The organism is Mumia sp. Pv4-285 (genome assembly GCF_041320275.1).
In the GTDB taxonomy this organism is placed as follows: Bacteria; Actinomycetota; Actinomycetes; order Propionibacteriales; family Nocardioidaceae; genus Mumia; species Mumia qirimensis.
Genome location: NZ_CP162023.1, coordinates 3456398 through 3473015 on the forward strand (window position 1 = coordinate 3456398; position 16618 = coordinate 3473015).

The following is a 16618-nucleotide window of genomic DNA, read 5'->3' on the forward strand; positions in this document are numbered from 1 at the left end:
CCCGGTCTGGGATCGGTGGAGTCAGGCGGGGTCGGAGAGCAGTGCGGCGACCTGGCCCATGAGGCCCGGGACGTCACCCTGCTCGCGGTCGAGGAGCCACTGCCCGAGCTGCACGGATGCCGCGACGACGGCACGTGCGCGCTCGAAGCGGCGCTCGGTGAACGTGGCCCAGAGGTCGCCGTCGAGGCGGTCGCGCGAGGTCAGCAGCTCGGCGAGCACGACCGCGTCCTCGAGCGCCTGCGCGGCGCCCTGCGCGACCGTGGGCGGGCACGTGTGGGCGGCGTCGCCGATCACGACGACGCGGCCGCGGTTCCACGGAGCGTCGAGCACGTGCGTCTCGAACCACGTGTAGTTGACCCGCGACGGATCAGTCAGCGACGTACGGATCTCGTCCCACGGTCCGTGGTAGCCCGAGGCGAGCTCACGCATCACGGCGAGCGAGTCCTCGGGGCTCAGGGCGCTGCGGTCCTGAGCGTCCTCGACGAGGTAGGCGTACATCGAGTCCTCACCGGTCGGGCAGTAGCCGGCGATGTAGCAGGGGCCGCCGTACACGAGGTCGGTGCGCGTGACCGCCTCCGGCCGCGGGACGAAGGCGCGCCAGATCCCCATGCCGGTGCTCGCGGTCTCGAGCTCGATGCCGATCGCGCGGCGCGTCCACGACCGGATGCCGTCCGCGCCGACCACGAGGTCGTACCGGCCGACCGAGCCGTCGGTGAAGGTCACGTCGACGCCGTCGGTGTCCTGCACGAGGGCGGTGCACGTCGTGCCGAGGCGCAGCTTCGCGCCGGCCTCGACGGCGCGGTCGACGAGGATCCGGGCCAGGGTCGGGCGATACATGCCGAGGGTCGCGGGCAGATCGGGGCCACCCGTGCGGGCGTCGTCCATCTCGACGATCAGCGTGCCGTGCGGGTCGGGCGCCCGGAGCCCGAGCGAGTCGAACGGGTAGCCCTCCGCGCGGACCTCGTCCCACACGCCGAGGTCGCGGAGGACGCGCAGCGCGTTGCCCTGCAGCGTGATGCCGGATCCCAGCGCGCCGATGTCGGGCTTGATCTCCACGAGGTCGACGGAGACACCCTGCTCGGCGAGCAGGATCGCGGTGGCGGTGCCGGCGGCACCGGCCCCGACGACGAGGGCACTGCTGACTGCGGGCATGGAACGGCTCCTGCGAGGTTGATGACCGGCTGTGACCACGACCACTCTGCGGTCTGCGTCACTATTTGGGAACCGCCACTTGGCTATCCCCACCATCAGCGAGGTTTATGCTCGCGTCATGGCCGGCCAGAACCTGCGCAATCTCGACCTGAATCTGCTGCTCACGCTCGATGCGCTCCTCCAGGAGCGCAACGTCACCCGCGCGGCGGAGCGGCTCGGACTGAGCCAGCCCGCCGTGTCGGCCGCTCTCGGGCGCCTTCGCCGCCACTTCAACGACGAGCTGCTGCAGCGTACGGGCAACAAGTACTCGCTCAGCCCGCTCGCGGAGCAGCTCGCCGGACGGACCGCCACGGCCCTGTCAGGCGTCCAGCGTGTCTTCGACGCCTCCTCCGACTTCGACCCGGCGACGGCCGACCGCGAGTTCACGCTGATGGTCTCGGACTACGGCGCCACGATCCTCGGCGACCACCTCGCGACCGCCGTCGCTCGACAGGCACCCGGCGTACGCCTGCGGTTCGTCCCCAACACCCCGGCCGCGGTCGACCACGCTCGCGAGTCGCTGCGGACGCTCGACGGCATCGTCCTGCCGCACGGCTTCATCAGCGACATCCCTGCCGTCGACCTGTACGAGGACACCTGGGTGTGCGTCGTGTCCGAGGACAACGACCGGGTCGGCGAGACGCTCACGCTCGAGGACGTCGCCGCGCTGCCGTGGGTCGCGACGTACAACCTGCCCACCGCGTTCGCACCGGCTGCGCGGCAGCTTCGGATGATCGGGGTGGAGCCCGACGTGCACATCGTGGTCGACAGCTTCCTCGCGATCCCGTTCCTCGTCGCCGGGACGAACCGTGTCGCGGTGCTCCAGGCGCAGCTCGCCCATCGGCTCGCGGCCGCCGCCGGCATCCGTGTCTTCGCGTGCCCCTGGGACGTCGTGCCGCTCAAGGAGGCGTTCTGGTGGCACCCGCAGTTCCGGTCCGACCCGGCACACCAGTGGCTGCGCCAGATTCTTCGGGACGTCGGCGACGACATCGGACGCCGCAGCATCGACGCTATGGATACCTGACCCCAACACAATCGATTTCCCTGCTGCCACGCCGAGGCCGCACAGTTCTGGTCGTGACGCCCGTCACACGGCGCGCACCTCCGCTGCGCCGCTCCCTGGACCTGGAGCACACGATGACAGACACCGGCACCGGCCTCGCCGGAAGTGCGAACCCGCCAGCCCCTCCCCGGTCGGCCGGTCGCCGGCAGGGCCTCCTCCTCATGCTGATCAGCTGCCTCCCCGTGCTCGGTTCGGTGCTCCTCGCCCCGGTCCTGCCGCGCATGCAGGACCATTTCGAGGCGACGGCAGGCGCTGACGCGCTCGTGCCGATCACTCTCACGGTGCCCGCCCTGATGATCGGAGTGCTCGCACCGTTCGCCGGCAGGTTCGTCGACCGCTTCGGACGCAAGCAGCTCCTGGTCGGCGGCCTCGTCGTCTACGCATTGTTCGGCACCGCGCCGCTGTGGCTCGAGCCGCTCCCGGCGATCGTGCTGAGCCGCGCCGGCGTCGGCGTCGCCGAAGCCGCGATCATGACGTGCTGCACGACGCTGATCGCCGACTACTTCTCCGGGCGCGAGCGCGACCGCTGGCTGGGTCTGCAGACGGTGTTCACCGCACTCGCCGCCACCGTGTTCTTCGCCGCAGGCGGTGCGCTCGGGTCGTTCGGCTGGCGGACCCCGTTCTGGCTGTACGCGTCCGGCCTCGTCTTCGCCGTGCTCGCCGCGACCGTCCTGTGGCAGCCGCACGCACGTACGGAGTCGCCGGCGGCGCAGGCGCACGCGCTTCCGCCGATCCCGTGGCGGACCCTCCGCGCCCCGATCCTCTTCACCCTCGTCGGCGGCGTCGTGTTCTACACCCCGATCGTCGAGCTCTCGTACGCCCTCGACGACCTCGGCGTCGAGTCCACCGCCGCGATCGGTGCGATCAGCGCGATCGCGTCGGCGGCGACGGCGACCGGCGCCTTCGTGTTCGGGCGGGTGTCGGGCCGCGGGACCGCGACGCTCCTCCCCATCGCCGCGGGTCTCGCCGGCACCGGCATCGTCGTGATCGGCATCGCGGGATCGGTGGCGGTCACGGCCATCGGCGCGGTCGTCGCCTCCGCGGGCACGGGGCTCATGCTTCCGACGCTGGTCACGTGGGCGATCTCGTCGCTGCCCTTCGAGCTGCGGGGCCGCGGCACGGGACTCTGGACCGCCGCCTTCTTCATCGGCCAGTTCTTCTGCCCGCTCATCGTCGTCGGGCTCACCGCTGCGCTCGGCGGGCTCGGGGGTGCGCTCGTCGTGGTCGGCATCGCCTCCCTGGTGATGGCGGTCGCCGCGAAGACCCTCCTTCCCCGCACCCCGAAGGTGCGCGTCCATGTGTGACGTCATCTCGAACGCCCTGTCGTCCGTGCCGGACCCGGGACGACGCCGCTTCCTGAAGGTCCTCGGCGCGTCCGCCGCCGTCGGCGCGCTCGCCACCGCCGTACCGTCTGCCGCCGCAGGGGCGCCCGCGCACCGGCGAGGTCGTCCGGCTCGCACGCGCCTGGTGCTTCTCGGCACCGCCGGCGGACCGGCGTACGTCGACGCGACGCGCGCGGGCGTCTCGACCGCCGTCGTGTTCGAGGACCGCGTGTACGTCGTGGACCTTGGGCTCGGCGCCTTCCAACGTCTTGCGCAGAGCGGACTCGGACCGGACAACGGCTTGGGATCGGCCCTCACCAACGTGCGCGGCGTGTTCTTCACCCACCTGCACAGCGACCACACGGTCGACTGGCCCGGCACCTACGTGACGGGCAGCATGAACGCGACAGGCAGGACCGACGGCGCGATCCAGGTGTTCGGCCCGGGCCGCCGCGACACGCTTCCGCGCGTGTTCCCGCCGAACCGGCCGGCGCCCGCGCTCGTCTCGCCCGACGACCCGACGCCGGGGATCAGCGGCATGACCGGCTACCTGCGCCAGGCGTTCGCGCAGGACGTGAACGACCGGCTTCGAGACAGCAACTTCACCGCTCCGGACGCGATGTTCGACGTCCACGACATCGATCTGAGCGGCGTCTGGACGGTGGACCCGCTCGGCAAGCCACCGCGCCTCGACGCGCCGATCCCCGTGTGGGAGGACGGCGACGTCCGCATCACGGCCACGCTCGTCGATCACCACCCGACGGCCCCTGCGTTCGCGTACCGGTTCGACACCCCGGACGGCTCGGTGGTCGTCTCCGGTGACACCACCGTGAGCGAGAACCTCATCGACCTCGCGCAGGACTGCGACTACCTGGTCCACGAAGTCATCGACCCGGTCTTCGTCGACGACCTGACCGCGGCGCTCCCCGCTGACGTGGGCCCCGCTGTCCGCGAGCACCTCCTCGGCGCGCACACCACGATCGAGCAGGTCGGCCGCGACGTCGCGGAGCCTGCCGGGGCGAAGAACCTCGTCCTCTCGCACATGGTGCCGGGCGCCAATCCGATGTCGCGGTGGCGGAAGGCGCAGCGTGGCTACTCGGGACGGCTCGTCGTCGGTGAGGACCTCATGGAGCTGCCGGTCGGTCGACGACGCGCCTAGCCTGGCATCCTGCTCGGATGGTCGAGATCCGTTCGCGCTTCGCGGTGGACGACGACGCGCTCAGCGCCCTGCACGCCCGCGCGTTCGGCACTCCGGACGCGCGGGCGTCGCCGTGGCGTGAGCGGCTGGAACGTCACAGCGTCGCGTGGGTCGGCGCCTTCGACGGCGACCTCGTGGGCTTCGTGCACGCGGCGTGGGACGGCGGTGCGCACGGCTTCCTCCTGGACACCGTCGTCGACCCGTCGTACCAGCGCCGCGGCATCGGTCTCTCCCTCGTGGAACGACTGCGGGAGGATGTCGCCGCCGCAGGGTGCTCGTGGCTGCACGTCGACTTCGAGCCGCACCTCGCCGACTTCTACGCCAGGTGCGGGTTCAGGGCCACGAGCGCGGGGCTGCTGCGACTCGAGGCGTGAGCGGGAGGGTGCGGGTGGTCTCGATCGCTTCGCGCCTCGACCAGCGGAGGGTGAAGCGCCTCGACCAGCGGAGGGTGAAGCGCCTCGACAAGCGGGAGCAGCGGAGGTCAGCGCGGGGGCGTCGAGAGCCACGCGACGACGACGTCGCCGATCAGAGACCGAAGCCTCGGACGCGTGCTGTCGTCGAGCATGTCGACGTCGAAGAGGTAGCCGAACGTGTACTGGTTGGCGACCTGGAACACGCAGTACGAGCTGATCAGCAGGTGCACGTCGAGCGCCTCGACGTCGGCGCGGAAGGCGCCGTCGGTGATGCCTCGCTCGAGGATCGTCTCGAGGACCTCCATCGCCGGCTTGCCGAGGTCGCGCAGGACCTCGAGCTTGCGGATCCCCTCACCGCGGTGGATGTTCTCGATCGCGACCAGGCGCATGAAGTCCTGGTGCTCGACGTGGTGGTCGTACGTCAGCTCGGCCAGGCGCCGGACGGCGTCCACCGGACCGAGGTCGCCGACCTCGAGCCGCTCCTCCGCCTCACGGATGCCTCGGTACGCGGCCTCGAGGACCGCGAGGTACAGCTGTTCCTTGCCACCGAAGTAGTAGTAGATCATCCGCTTCGTCGTGCGGGTGCGTTCGGCGATCTCGTCGACCCGGGCGCCGGAGTAGCCGTCCTCGGCGAACGCTCGCGTGGCGACCTCGAGGATCTCGGCCTTCGTGCGCTCGGCGTCACGTCGCCTCGGGACCTGGTCAGCCACCGCACCACCCTATCGAGCCCGGGGCCGCTCCATCGCCGTTCGACCCTCTAGCCGCGCAATGTACTGAATGGTACGTTCACTGGCGTGCGTACGTCGATCGCCACCGTCTGCATCAGCGGCAGCCTCGTCCCCAAGCTCCACGCCTGCGCCGAGGCAGGGTTCGACGGCGTCGAGATCTTCGAGCCCGACCTCGTGACCGCATACGAGTCACCGGAGGAGATCCGGACGCTCGCCGACCGGCTCGGGCTCTCGCTCGACCTCTACCAGCCGTTCCGTGACTTCGAGGGCGTCGACGACGCCACGCTGGCCGACAACCTCCGGCGCGCCGAGACCAAGTTCCAGCTGATGCAGCGTCTCGGCATGGACCTGATGCTCGTGTGCAGCAACGTGGGCACCGCGACGATCGACTCCGACGAGGTCTCTGCGGCACAGCTGCGCACCCTCGGCGACCTCGCCGCGTCGTACGGCGTCCGCATCGCGTTCGAGGCGCTCGCCTGGGGCAAGTACGTCGACGACTACCGCCGGGCCTGGCGGATCGTGGAGCGCGCCGACCACCCGAACGTCGGTGTCTGCCTCGACTCCTTCCACATCCTGTCGCGCGGTCACGACCCGAGCGACATCGAGAAGATCCCGGGCGACAAGATCTTCTACCTGCAGCTCGCCGACGCGCCCGCGCTCGACATGGACGTGCTCTCGTGGAGCCGCCACCACCGGCTCTTCCCGGGCGAGGGCAGCTTCGACCTGACCGGCTTTCTCGGCCACGTGCTCGCTGCCGGCTACACCGGGCCGCTCTCGCTCGAGGTGTTCAACGACGTCTTCCGTCAGACCGACCTCCGCCGTACCGCCGCGCACGCGCACCGCTCACTCGTGTGGCTCGAGGACCAGGTGAGACGGCCAGGAGTCACCGAGACGACGCAGCACCTCACCGAGATCACTCCCCCGCAGGCGTTCGACTTCGTGGAGCTGCGCGGGTCCGGTCTCGACGAGGTGGACCTGGTGCTGGAGCAGCTCGGCTTCACCTTCCGCGGTCGGCACCGCACGAAGCCGGTCAGGCTGTGGTCGTCCGGACGCGCTCGCGTGATCCTCAACGAGCAGCGCGGCAACGAACGCCCGGCCCACCTCGCGGCGTTCGGGCTCGAGGTCGCCGACGCCGAGGCCGCCGTCGCTCGGGCGCGCGAGCTCGCCGCCCCGCCGGTGTTCCGGCAGACGCACGCCGGCGAGCAGGATCTGCCTGCGACGGCGGCCCCGGACGGCATGCAGATCCTCTTCAACGACAACGGGCCGGACCCGCGCTGGCTCGACGAGTTCACCTACGGCGACCCTGAACGCGCCGACGTCGCCCGGTCGATCGACCACGTCAACATCACCCAGCGGTGGCAGGACTTCGACGAGGCGGTGCTCTTCTACCAGAGTGTGCTCGGTCTCGAGTCCGAGCCGTCGCGCGAGGTGGCGAGCCCGCGCGGTCTCGTCCGCAGCCAGGTCATGCGGACGCCGGACGGCTGCGTCCGTCTTCCGCTGAACGTCGAGCCGCAGGCCGAGGACCGGCGCACGCAGCACGTCGCCTTCACGTCCGACGACGTCGTCGGTCTCGCCCGCGCAGCGCGCGGACGCGGGCTGTCGTTCCTTCCGGTGCCAGACAACTACTACGACGACCTCCGCGCCCGGTTCGCGCTGGACGACGCCTTCGTCGCGCAGCTGCAGGACTATGACCTGCTGTACGACGAGGACGCCGACGGCGGGTTCGTGCACTTCTACACGCGCACGCTCGGGGACGTCTTCCTCGAGTTCGTCGAGCGGCGCGAGGCGTACGACGGGTACGGTGCCGCCGCGGACGCACCCGTACGCCTCGCCGCGCAACGCGCCACCGCCGCGGCGCCGGCCGACCGCTGAGCGGCTACGTCTCCCGCGCCGTCCCCGTGGAGCCGCGCAGCACCAGCTCGGTGGGCAGCACCACCCGTGGCGGCGTACGCGTCCTGCCGTTCGGCGTGGCCATGTCGAGCAGGATCTCCACCGCGGCCCGACCGACCTCGACGTGCGCGCCACCGAGGGTCGTGAGCCTCGGTGTGCACAGGTCGGAGGCGAAGATGTCGTCGAACCCGACCACGCTCACGTCGTCGGGAACCCGCACACCGCGCTGGGCGAGACGTTGCACGACACCGATCGCCAGGAGGTCGTTGTGCGCGACGATCGCAGTCGCACGCGTCGTGAGAGCGCCGTCGGCCGCGGCACCGCCCTGGGACACCTTCGGCATGAACGGGCCGACACGCTCTGCGGCGATGCCAAGGCTCTCCGCCGCCGTCCGCAGCGCCGACCAGCGCGTCGACGCCATCCAGGAGTTGCGCGGACCGGCGAGGTAGACGAGGTGCCGGTGGCCGAGCGAGACCAGGTGCTCCACGATCTGGCGGCACCCCTGCACGTGGTCGAGCACGACGCTCGGGATCCCGCCGAGCTCACGGTTCATCAGCACGACCGGACGCTGCGCGGCGATCTGCTCGAGATTCTCGTCGGGCAGCCGGCTCGCAGCGAGGACGAACCCGTCGACCGAGCTGACCAGCCGCTGGATCTGGTCGTACTCGATCCGCGGCGACTCCTCCGCGTTGACGAGCACGAGCGTGTACTCCGACGCCTTCGCGCGCAGCTCTGCCCCGCGGATCAGCTCGAAGTAGTGCGGGTTGGTGATGTCGGAGACCACCATCGCCACCGTGTGGTGGCGCCCCGAGAACAGCGCTCGCGCGTGCGGGTTCGGACGGTAGCCGAGCTCCGCAGCGACGGCGAGGACGTGCTCGCGCGTGCGTGCGCTGACACGGGTGGGCGTGGAGAACGCGCGCGAGACGGTCGACGTCGCCACTCCGGCGGCGGCGGCGACGTCGTAGATCGTCGGGTGGGCCATGTCACACAGGGAACACGATCTGGCAACCCGGTGGCAACTGCTTGCCGCCTGGTTGCCACCCTCCCTAAGTTCGCGTGCTATGACCGACGTCACACCACCGCCGCGTGGCCCCGCGTGGCTCCAGAAGCTCTTCACGCAACCCCCGCTGTGGCTGTCGCGGACGACGCGCACCCTCACGGCGATCGAGCTCGCGATCGGCATCGCCGCGCTCCTGCTGATCTTCTTCCTGGTGCTCGCGCAGGCCTTCCAGCGCTACCTGCCGGTCGACGGCTGGCCGTGGACCGGTGAGCTCGCACGCTTCTGCCTGGTGTGGCTGACCTTCGTGGTCGCGGGCGTGCTGGTGACCACCGACTCGCACATCGCGATCGAGATGATCGACACGGTCGACAACGAGGTCGTCCGGCGCCTGGTCCGCGTCATCTCGTGCGTCGTGGTCGCAGCGACCGGCGTCATCCTCACCGCGGCGGCATGGTCGCTCGTGCAGGAGCAGGGCATGTTGAAGTCCCCGGCGATGCGGATGCCGATGTCGTGGTTCTACGCGATCTCGATGATCGGCTTCGTGAGCACGGCGTTGCGCGCCACCATCGCCGCAGTGCAGTACGCCGTCGTCGGCGCCCCCCGCGACAACTGGGCCGACGTGGAGGCACCGGTCGCATGAGCCTCCTGATCCTGTGCCTCCTCATCACCGCCCTGCTGGTGATCCGTGTCCCGATCGCGTTCGCGTTCATCGGCCCGTCGCTCCTCTACCTCCTCACCAACGACCAGTCGCTCGGCCTCCCGCTGCGCCTGGTGGCCCAGTCGACCGCGAGCTTCCCGCTGCTCGCCGTCCCGCTTTTCATCCTTCTCGGGAGCCTCGCCAACCACGCGGGGATCGCGGACCGGCTCTTCGACTTCGCGCTCGCCCTTCTCGGTCGCGTCCGCGGCAGCCTCGGCTACGTCAGCGTCGGGGTCAGCGTCGGCTTCTCGTGGATGAGCGGCTCAGCGGTCGCCGACGCCGCGGCGCTCGGCAAGCTCCAGATCCCCGCGATGCTCCGCAGCGGCTACTCCAAGCGGTTCGCGCTCGGTGTCGTCGGGTCCTCCTCGCTCATCGCGCCGGTGATGCCGCCGAGCATCCCTGCGGTGATCTACGCCGGGCTGGCCGCGGTGTCGACCGGCGCCCTCTTCGCAGCGTCGGTCGTCCCTGCCCTGCTGATGGCGCTCGGCCTGTGCGTCGTCGTCTTCCTCTGGGTGCGCCGCGACGACAACGTCCAGCGCACGGAGTTCAGCTGGCCGCGCGTCTGGGAGACCGGCAAGCGCGTCATCGCCCCGCTCGGAGCACCGGTCGTGATCCTGGGCGGCATCCTCGGCGGAGTCTTCACGCCGACGGAGGCCGCCGCGGTCGGGGCGGCGTACATGCTGATCCTCGGCTTCGCCTACCGCACGCTCCGGCTGCGGGACATGCCGAAGGTTCTCACCGAGGCCGTCCTCACCACCGGCGCGATCATGCTCATCGTCGCCTCCGCCAACCTGCTCGGCTACATCTTCGCCCTCGAGCAGGTGCCGCAGCACATCTCCACGTGGGTCCTCGGCCTCACCGACAACGCGACCGTGTTCCTCCTGCTGGTGCTGGTGCTGTCGCTCGTCCTCGGCACGGCGCTCGACGCGATCGCGGTGCTGACGCTGATGGTGCCGATCCTGCTCCCGATCAGCGCGGCGTACGACGTCGACCCGATCGCGCTCGGCGTGCTGATGATCCTGTCCCAGATGATCGGCCTGCTCACACCGCCGGTAGGGACGGTGATCTTCGTCCTGCAGGCGATCGCGAAGGCACGGATGTCCGAGGTGTTCTGGGGCTCCCTGCCGTTCATGGTGCCGATGCTCCTGCTGTGCTTCGCCATCATCTTCTGGCCCGACGCGATCCTCTATCTCCCGAAGGAGCTCGGGCTGTGAGCGCGCCACGCGATCCCGGACGCTCCGTCCTCGTGGGCCTCCTCGGACAAGGCGTGAAGCCGTCGCTGACCCCGGAGATGCACGAGCGCGAGGCGCAGCGCCACGGCCTGCGCTACGTCTACAAGACGGTCGACCTCGAGGGCGACCGGCTCGAGGTCGAGCATCTCCGCGGGCTGCTCGCCGCGGCGATCGAGCTCGGCTTCGACGGTCTCAACGTCACCCACCCGATCAAGCGGACGATGCTGCCGCTCGTCGACGAACGTGCCGCGGAGGTCGAGCGGATCGGCGCGCTCAACACCGTCCTCGTCCGCGACGGCGTGACGCGGGCCCACAACACCGACGTCACCGGCTTCGCCCGTGCCTTCCGCGAAGGCCTGCCAGGTGCGGACCTGAGCGACGTCGTCCTCCTGGGTGCGGGCGGTGCCGGCACCGCCGTCGCCGACGCCCTCGTCGACCTGGGTGCGAGCAGACTCCACCTGATCGACCCCGACCGTGCGCGGGCTGACGCACTGCGGGACACGCTCGCGAGCACGGCTCCCGACGTGGAGGTGGCGGTCGACGGACCCGACGCGCTGGCCGACGCCCTCTCCGACGCGAGCGGTCTCGTCAACGCGACCCCGGTCGGGATGGCTCAGCACCCGGGGAGTCCGGTCCCGGAGGGCCTGCTCGCTGCCCAGCGCTGGGTCGCCGACATCGTCTACCGCCCCCTCCTCACCGAGCTGCTCCGTACCGCCCGAGCACACGGCTGTCCCACCCTCAGCGGTGCGGGGATGGCGGTCCACCAGGCCGCCGACACGTTCGAGCTCCTCACAGGGAGGACAGCTCATCGCGAGGAGATGTTCCGCGACTTCGACGAGATGGTCTCGGCCGAGACCGCCGCGCCGCCAGACGTGGACGTCCCCAACAACCATCGGTCTCGGGAGTCCTCCGGAGAAAGGAACCACTGAAATGTCCGCTCGAAAGCTCCGACGCACTGCGTCGATCGCCGCCTGCGCGGTCGTGCCCCTGCTCGCCCTCGCGGCGTGCGGCGGCGACGACGACGGAGGAGGCGGTGGCGACTCCACCGAACGTGAGCTCAAGCTCGCGCACAGCTACACCGAGACCCAGCCGCAGCACCGCTGCGGCGCTCAGGTCATCGCCGACGAGGTCGCGAACGCCGACGTCGGTCTCACCGTCACGATCCACCCCAACAGCACGCTCGGCGGGGACGCCGACCGGATCAGCTCGGTCGTCTCCGGCGACATCGACATGGACATCCAGGGCGCCTCGGCACTCGGGGCCGTCTACGAGCCCGTCGCCGTGCTCGACGCGGCGTACGCCTTCGACGACGCCGAGCACCTGGCGGCATTCTTCGACAGCGATGCCTCGGACGACGTCCTCGACGGCTTCAAGGAGGAGACAGGCGTCTCCACGCTGGGTGCCTGGTCTGCCGGGATGCGACAGTTCACCGCGAACGACCCCATCCGTGAGCCCGCCGACCTCGAGGGCCTGCGGATGCGCTTCCCGGCGTCCCCGCAGTTCCTGATGAACGCCAAGGCGCTCGGCGCGAACGCCACCGAGGTGGCGTACGAGGAGCTGTTCCTCGCGCTGCAGCAGGGCACGGTGGACGGCCAGGAGAACCCGATCGTCAACATCGAGGCGATCAGCCTCGACGAGGTGCAGGACTACATCAGCATGTCCTCGCACCAGGCGAACTCCAACCTGGTCATCATCGGCAAGGTCTGGGACGAGCTCTCCGACGAGCAGCAGGAGGCGCTGCAGGCGGCCGTCGACAAGGCGGTCGACGAGGTGCCGGGCTGCGTGGCCGAGGACGAGCAGAAGACGCTCGACGCCTGGTCGGAGAGCGGGTCGCTCGAGGTCGTCGACGACGTGGACGTCGACGCGTTCCGTGAGAAGGCCGACGCCTACCTGCGCGAGAACTTCAACGACGAGCAGCTCGCGGTGTACGAGGCGATCCGGGGAACGGCTGGATGACGGAGGCGGGGGAGGTCCAGACCTTCACGGGACCGGTGCCGGCGTCGGACCTCGGGGTCACGCTGATCCACGAGCACGTCTTTGTCGGCCATCCCGAGCTGGACCTGAACTTCCCCCATCCGGAGTGGGACGAGGCCGCGGCCGTCGAGGCGGCGGTCGCGGGCCTCGACCGGCTCTGGGAGCTCGGCGTACGCACGGTGGTCGACCTGACCGTCCTCGGTCTCGGTCGCGACGTGGCTCGGGTTGCGACGGTCGCCGCCCGGTCACGTGTGCAGCTGGTCGCGTCGACCGGCTACTACACGGCCGACGTGCTCCCGCCGTACTTCCACACCCACGGGCCGGGGCTGCTGATCGACGGGCCCGACCCGCTCGTCGAGATGTTCGTGAACGACATCGAGGTCGGCATCGCCGGCACGGCGATCCGCGCCGGGATGCTCAAGGTGGTCACCGATCGACCCGGTCTCACGCCGGACGTCGTCCGGGTGATCACGGCGGCCGCGATCGCGCACCAGCACACCGGGGTGCCGATCACGACCCACACGCACGCCCCGTCGCAGAACGGCCGCGACCAGCTCGCGCTCCTCGTCGAGCACGGCGTGGCACCGGAGCGGGTGGTCGTCGGGCACTGCGGCGACTCCGAGGACCTCGCCTACCTGCGCGAGCTCGCCGACACGGGAGCGACCCTGGGGATGGACCGGTTCGGCATGGAGCACGTGCTGCCCGACGAGCAGCGCGTACGCACGGTGCTGGCGCTGCTCGAGCTCGGCTACGCCGACCGCATGGTGCTGTCGCACGACGCCGCGTTCTTCAGCCGTGTCACGCCTCCCAGCTGGCGCGCGACGCACGTGCCGAACTGGCACATGGAGAACCTCCACCGCCGGATCGTCCCGCTCCTGCGCGACGGCGGTGCGACGGACGACGACCTGAACCAGATGCTGGTGGTGAACCCGGCACGCCTGCTCACGCCCGCACCGCAGCACTGAGCGGACGCTCGTCGCGCGGCCGGTGGATTCTCACCCGCCGCCTTTGGGTACAGGGTCGAGGACCCGGCCGACGACGAAGGGCATCATGATGGGCGACGAGTTGCTGGTGGCGGACTTCCTGGTCGACCGACTTCGCGCGTGGGGCGTGCCGCGTGTGTTCGGCTACTCCGGCGACGGCATCAACCCTTTCATGGGCGCACTGCGGCGCGCGGCGGGTGACCCGGCGTTCGTCCAGGCCCGCCACGAGGAGAACGCCGCTCTGATGGCGGTCGGCCACGCCAAGTACACCGGCGGTGTCGGGGTCGTCACGAGCACCCAGGGACCGGGAGCGGTGCATCTCCTGAACGGCCTGTACGACGCCAAGCTGGACCACGTGCCGGTCGTGGCGCTGGTCGGGCAGCAGCAGACGACCGTTCTCGGCTCCGAGTACCAGCAGGAGATCGACCTGCAGGTCCTGTTCAGCGACGTCGCTCGCGACTTCGCTCAGACGGTGATGTCTCCCGAGCAGGTGCCGGTGGTCATCGACCGTGCCTTCCGCACCGCACTCGAGCGGCGGTCGCCGTGCGTGGTGGTGCTTCCGCACGACGTCCAGAACGCCACGCTCCCCGACGAGCCCGCGCACGAGCACGGGATCGTCGTCAGCGCCCCCCGGTGGTCGCCGGCGCACGTCGTGCCGGACGACACACAGCTGGCGGCCGCGGCCGAGGTCCTCCGCGCCGGCGAACGGACCGCCCTCCTCGTCGGCCAGGGAGCACGTCACGCCGGCGACGAGGTGCGCGCGGTCGCTGAGCACCTCGGAGCGGGCGTCACCACAAGCCTCCTCGGCAAGCCGTGGTGGGACGAGACGCTCTCCTTCAGCTGTGGAGTCATGGGTCACCTCGGGACGACGGCGTCAGGGTGGCTGATGGAGCACTGCGACACCCTTCTGATCGTCGGCTCGGACGATCCGTGGACCGAGTTCTACCCGGCTCCCGGCTCCGCTCGAGCCGTGCAGGTGGACATCGACGGCCGAAACCTCGGCCACCGTTATCCGGTCGACGTCGGCGTCCGGGGCGATGCCGCCGAGACCCTCCGACGCCTGCTGCCGATGCTCGGCGAGCACAGAGCGTCTGACCCTTGGCCCGCTCGCGTCGCGGAGCAGGTCACCCGTTGGCACGAGATCCGTGAGCGTCGTGCCGCGCGACCGGCCGAGCCGGTCAATCCCGAAGCCGTGGTGCACCGCCTCAACCGCCACATTCCGAACGAGGCTCTCGTGAGCGTCGACGTCGGATCCATCACCTACTGGTACGCCCGCCACCTGATGCTGCCCCCGGGTGTGCCGGCGCACCTCTCCTCGACCCTCGCGAGCATGGGATCCGGCCTGCCGTACGGCATCGCTGCGAAGCTGGACCGACCGGACCGTCCGGTGGTCGCCCTCGTCGGTGACGGCGCCATGCAGATGAACGGCATCAACGAGCTCGTGACGCTGACACGCCTGTGGCCGGAGTGGGAGGACCCGAGGTTCGTCGTGCTCGTGCTCCACAACGGAGACCTCGCCGAGGTCACGTGGGAGCAACGCGAGACCGAGGGCGATCCGCGGTACGCAGCGAGCCAGGCGCTCCCGGCCTTCCCGTACGCCGACTACGCGACGATGCTCGGCTTCGAAGGCATCCGTCTCGCGTCGGCCGACGACATCGACTCCGCCTGGGAGCGTGCCTTCGCGGCGGACCGGCCAGTCGTCATCGAAGCGATCGTGGACCGCGACCAGCCTCTCCTGCCCCCGTTCCCGGGCGGGCGCGAGAAGCTGGAGAGCTTCCGCCGAGGCATCGGCCAAGAAGGGGACGCCGGTCGTCACGCACGAGAGCTCCTCGACCAGCAGGCGGCCGACGAGGAGTGACGTCGGCCTTCGCCGCGGCGGACGCTCAGCGAGCAGCGTCGGCGGCCGCGACGTCGCCCAGCCCCTCCTCGGCCAGCGCGGCGATGGCGGCGCGCGGGTCAGCCGGGAGCCGGTCCTCCGGGACGACGCTCCGCGCGACGTACTCGAGGTGGTCGAGGCAGACGCTCGCGAGGTCGAACGCGCGCTCGCAGATCACCCACTGGAAGTGCAGGCCGTCGCTCATCGCGATGCACTGCCGGGCGAGCCGCTCGGGGTCGACGTCCGGACTCAGGTCTCCACGCTCGAGGCACCCGGCGAAGTGCGCGGTGACGGCAGCGACGACGCGGGGATGGTCAGCGGCCTCGTACGAGCTCTTCGACTTGACGAGGCGAGCGGTCTCGACGGCCGTGAGGACCGAGAGCTCGACGAGCTCGGGGTCGTTCGCGAAGAGCGTGGTCGACAGCTGCATGCGGGCGAAGACGTCGATCGCCGTCGGCGCCGCGGGCAGGAGACCCCACCATCGCTGGATCTCCGCCATGCGCCTGCCGTGCACCGCGATGAGGAGGTGAGCCTTGCTCGGGAAGTAGTGCAGGACGCCTTCTTGGGTGATGCCGACGTCGCGCGCGATGGCGGCCAACGAGGTGTTCACGTAGCCGGCCTGCGCGAACCGCGCGGCGGCGGCCTCGAGGATGCTCTCCTCCCGTTGACGCCCGCTGACGTACCGGCCCCGGACTCCGCTCACGGGGTCGATGCTACCGATGGCCGGAACCTGCCACGCCAAAACCTTGTTCACTAGGTGTTCGGTTCCTAGCATGATCGGCATGCAGGTCGACCATCGTCGAGACGCCCCACCACGGTCCGCGCTGGACGCCGAGGAGATCGAGCTCCTCCGCGTCCTGAGCACCGGCGTGCCGTGGAGCGTCGTCGCGCACCGCCTGCACATGAGCGAGCGCACGGCTCACCGTCGCACCCGCCAGATCTGCGAGTCGGTCGGCGTCGGCAAGCCGATCGAGGCCGTCGTCTGGGCGATTCGGCACGGCTTCATCTGACCCTTCGGCGGCACTGGCCGGTTCCTGACAGATCTCGGCCG

At 70.4% G+C, this 16618-nt stretch carries 16 protein-coding genes; 12 read left to right on the forward strand and 4 right to left on the reverse strand.

What is annotated here, in order from left to right:
• Positions 1-21: 21 nt before the first annotated feature.
• Entirely contained in the window at positions 22-1152 is a 1131-nt protein-coding gene (locus tag AB3M34_RS16705; RefSeq protein WP_370615629.1) for an FAD-dependent oxidoreductase, read from the reverse strand.
• A 118-nt stretch (positions 1153-1270) separates the two neighbouring features.
• Here AB3M34_RS16705 and AB3M34_RS16710 point away from each other — a divergent pair, with 118 nt between their 5' ends.
• From AB3M34_RS16710 to AB3M34_RS16725, 4 genes are read left to right on the forward strand one after another with little or no spacing between them, the layout of a single operon-like run.
• Complete coding sequence (locus tag AB3M34_RS16710) at positions 1271-2215, forward strand: LysR family transcriptional regulator (RefSeq protein ID WP_370615631.1); 945 nt, start codon at positions 1271-1273, stop codon at positions 2213-2215.
• Between the two features lie 53 nt (positions 2216-2268).
• Entirely contained in the window at positions 2269-3558 is a 1290-nt protein-coding gene (locus AB3M34_RS16715; RefSeq protein ID WP_370615632.1) for an MFS transporter, read from the forward strand.
• A complete protein-coding gene (locus AB3M34_RS16720) occupies positions 3551-4735 on the forward strand; it encodes an MBL fold metallo-hydrolase (RefSeq protein WP_370615634.1) in 1185 nt (394 codons plus the stop codon). The genes AB3M34_RS16715 and AB3M34_RS16720 overlap by 8 nt, the downstream gene beginning before the upstream one ends.
• Positions 4736-4752: 17 nt before the next feature.
• On the forward strand, positions 4753-5148 hold the full coding sequence (locus tag AB3M34_RS16725) for a GNAT family N-acetyltransferase (RefSeq protein WP_370615636.1): 396 nt from the start codon (positions 4753-4755) through the stop codon (positions 5146-5148).
• 107 nt (positions 5149-5255) lie between these two features.
• Here the strand turns inward: AB3M34_RS16725 and AB3M34_RS16730 are convergent, their stop codons facing one another.
• Positions 5256-5897 carry a TetR family transcriptional regulator gene (locus tag AB3M34_RS16730; protein ID WP_370615638.1) on the reverse strand — a complete coding sequence of 214 codons (642 nt, stop codon included), beginning with the start codon at positions 5895-5897 and terminating at the stop codon, positions 5256-5258.
• 84 nt (positions 5898-5981) lie between these two features.
• On the opposite strand from AB3M34_RS16730, the gene AB3M34_RS16735 reads away from it, so the two are divergent.
• On the forward strand, positions 5982-7787 hold the full coding sequence (locus tag AB3M34_RS16735) for a sugar phosphate isomerase/epimerase and 4-hydroxyphenylpyruvate domain-containing protein (protein WP_370615640.1): 1806 nt from the start codon (positions 5982-5984) through the stop codon (positions 7785-7787).
• Positions 7788-7791: 4 nt separating this feature from the next.
• Here the strand turns inward: AB3M34_RS16735 and AB3M34_RS16740 are convergent, their stop codons facing one another.
• Positions 7792-8787, reverse strand: coding sequence for a LacI family DNA-binding transcriptional regulator (locus AB3M34_RS16740; protein WP_370615641.1), 996 nt, complete (start codon positions 8785-8787; stop codon positions 7792-7794).
• Between the two features lie 79 nt (positions 8788-8866).
• On the opposite strand from AB3M34_RS16740, the gene AB3M34_RS16745 reads away from it, so the two are divergent.
• From AB3M34_RS16745 to AB3M34_RS16770, 6 genes are all read left to right on the forward strand, one after another.
• Positions 8867-9445, forward strand: a complete 579-nt coding sequence (locus tag AB3M34_RS16745; protein ID WP_370615643.1) for a TRAP transporter small permease — start codon at positions 8867-8869, stop codon at positions 9443-9445.
• Positions 9442-10716 (forward strand): TRAP transporter large permease, encoded by a 1275-nt coding sequence (locus tag AB3M34_RS16750; protein WP_370615645.1) that lies wholly within the window; start codon positions 9442-9444, stop codon positions 10714-10716. The genes AB3M34_RS16745 and AB3M34_RS16750 overlap by 4 nt, the downstream gene beginning before the upstream one ends.
• The gene (locus AB3M34_RS16755; protein WP_370615646.1) at positions 10713-11663 is read left to right on the forward strand and encodes a shikimate dehydrogenase; all 951 of its coding nucleotides are present in this window, start codon (positions 10713-10715) and stop codon (positions 11661-11663) included. The genes AB3M34_RS16750 and AB3M34_RS16755 overlap by 4 nt, the downstream gene beginning before the upstream one ends.
• 1 nt (position 11664) lies before the next feature.
• Entirely contained in the window at positions 11665-12690 is a 1026-nt protein-coding gene (locus AB3M34_RS16760; protein WP_370615648.1) for a DctP family TRAP transporter solute-binding subunit, read from the forward strand.
• Positions 12687-13673 (forward strand): phosphotriesterase family protein, encoded by a 987-nt coding sequence (locus AB3M34_RS16765; protein WP_370615649.1) that lies wholly within the window; start codon positions 12687-12689, stop codon positions 13671-13673. The genes AB3M34_RS16760 and AB3M34_RS16765 overlap by 4 nt, the downstream gene beginning before the upstream one ends.
• Before the next feature lie 85 nt (positions 13674-13758).
• Complete coding sequence (locus AB3M34_RS16770; protein ID WP_370615650.1) at positions 13759-15549, forward strand: thiamine pyrophosphate-requiring protein; 1791 nt, start codon at positions 13759-13761, stop codon at positions 15547-15549.
• 25 nt (positions 15550-15574) lie between these two features.
• Here AB3M34_RS16770 and AB3M34_RS16775 read toward each other — a convergent pair whose 3' ends face one another.
• Positions 15575-16270 (reverse strand): TetR/AcrR family transcriptional regulator, encoded by a 696-nt coding sequence (locus AB3M34_RS16775; RefSeq protein WP_370615651.1) that lies wholly within the window; start codon positions 16268-16270, stop codon positions 15575-15577.
• 79 nt (positions 16271-16349) lie between these two features.
• Here AB3M34_RS16775 and AB3M34_RS16780 point away from each other — a divergent pair, with 79 nt between their 5' ends.
• Entirely contained in the window at positions 16350-16577 is a 228-nt protein-coding gene (locus AB3M34_RS16780) for a hypothetical protein (protein WP_370615653.1), read from the forward strand.
• Positions 16578-16618 lie beyond the last annotated feature (41 nt).